The organism is Leadbetterella sp. DM7, assembly GCF_040829825.2.
In the GTDB taxonomy this organism is placed as follows: Bacteria; Bacteroidota; Bacteroidia; order Cytophagales; family Spirosomataceae; genus Leadbetterella.
This window is the reverse complement of record NZ_JBFOLH020000074.1, coordinates 1-279: the sequence shown is the minus strand read 5'-3', so window position 1 is coordinate 279 and position 279 is coordinate 1. Positions and strand designations below refer to the sequence as shown.

Here is a 279-nt window from a genome sequence, read left to right as displayed (position 1 = left end):
ACAGGGCGTCCCTTTTTCCAGCGCATTAGTCTCCTGGCCGCAGGTATTTCCGCCGCTCTACCAGACGATGATCCGCACCGGAGAACTGACCGGCAAACTGGCCGAATGCTGCTTTGAACTGGCCCGTCAGCAAAAAGCGCAACGGCAGATTACGGTTAGCGTGAAAAAGGCGCTGCGCTATCCCGCCATTATTCTAACAATGGCCGCCCTGGTCGTTTTCGCCATGCTGCACTTTGTCCTGCCGGAATTTGCCGCCATTTACCGTAGCTTCAATACCCC

General features: G+C 55.9%; 1 protein-coding gene. It reads left to right on the top strand.

The window, feature by feature from the left end:
- The coding region (locus AB2U10_RS19285; RefSeq protein ID WP_367916699.1) for a type II secretion system F family protein at positions 1-279 on the top strand (279 nt) is incomplete at both ends.